The organism is Vasconcelosia minhoensis LEGE 07310, assembly GCF_015207255.1.
Lineage (GTDB): Bacteria > Cyanobacteriota > Cyanobacteriia > Phormidesmidales > Phormidesmidaceae > Vasconcelosia > Vasconcelosia minhoensis.
Genome location: NZ_JADEXG010000160.1, coordinates 1 through 1,112, shown reverse-complemented (window position 1 = coordinate 1,112; position 1,112 = coordinate 1). Strand labels below are relative to the sequence as shown.

The 1,112-nt window shown below is 50.7% G+C and carries 1 protein-coding gene; it reads right to left on the bottom strand.

The annotated features are described in order from the left end of the window. Window positions 1-48 precede the first annotated feature (48 nt). A protein-coding gene (locus tag IQ241_RS25260; RefSeq protein WP_390622500.1) for an IS3 family transposase occupies window positions 49-1,112 on the bottom strand; the annotation gives its coding sequence in 2 pieces (ribosomal slippage) (window positions 49-896 and window positions 896-1,112; 1,065 coding nt annotated over the 2 pieces). This gene is flagged as partial in the annotation.

The window sequence follows — 1,112 nt, the reverse complement described above, 5'->3', positions numbered from 1 at the left end:
TACGTAGTTAATACGCTTTCAACGAGTATGACACATCAACTGACTTTCTCATCTACTTTCTGCATAAACCTCATCTGGTGTTCGATAATTCAGCGACTGATGCAGTCTTTGTCGGTTATACCAATGAAACCAGGTCGTCACCTCCTGCGATAAATGGTTACCATTCTCAAACGCCTTGAGATAAATCAACTCCCACTTGACTGAACGCCATAGCCTTTCAATGAAGATGTTGTCGTGACAGCGACCTCGACCATCCATAGAGATCTGCACATCTGCCTGCTGGAGACAGTTTGTAAAAGCGTTAGCCGTAAACTGGGCAGCTTGGTCAGAGTTGAATATCGTTGGCTTTGCATAGTTGGATAACGCTTCCTCCAAGGCATCCAGACAGAACGCTACATCCATCGTGTTTGCAATGCGCCAACTGAGCACTTTTCGACTGTACCAATCCATCACCGCCACGAGATAGAAATGACCTCTGAGCACCGGTAGATAGGTGATATCAGTGCTCCATACCTGATTGACGCTGACGATATCGACCCCGCGCAGCAAGTAAGGATAGATCTTGTGCTCAGGATGCCGCATACTCAGCTTGGGCTTGGGATACACCGCTTGTAAGCCCAACTGTCGCATCAGCCTTCGCACCCGTTTGCGGTTGATCCGATAGCCTAGCCGCTGCAACTGAGCGGTCATCCGACGACTGCCATAAAACGGCATCTCCAGATACATCTGGTCTATCAACCGCAGCAGGGTCAACTCCTCATCTAACGGCCCAACCGGTTGATAGTATAGGCTAGAGCGGCTGATACCGAGGAGCTGGCACTGACGCACCAGACTCAGCTCAGGGTGCTCTGCTTCTACCAGGGCTTTTCGCTGAGCAGTCCCAGTTGGGCTGAGCGCTTTGCTAAAAAATCCCGCTCTACCTTCAACTTGCCGATCTGGCGGTACAACTCATCGTTCTCGGCCTTAACCTCTGATTGAGCCTTGCTGGCTGTCTTCCCATTGTCAAACAGCTCGCTAGCGTTCTCTAGCAGCTGACGCTTCCATGTATTCAGCATCGTCGGATGGATCTCATACTGGCTAGCTAGCTCAGCGACGGTTTTGTCGCCTCGGAG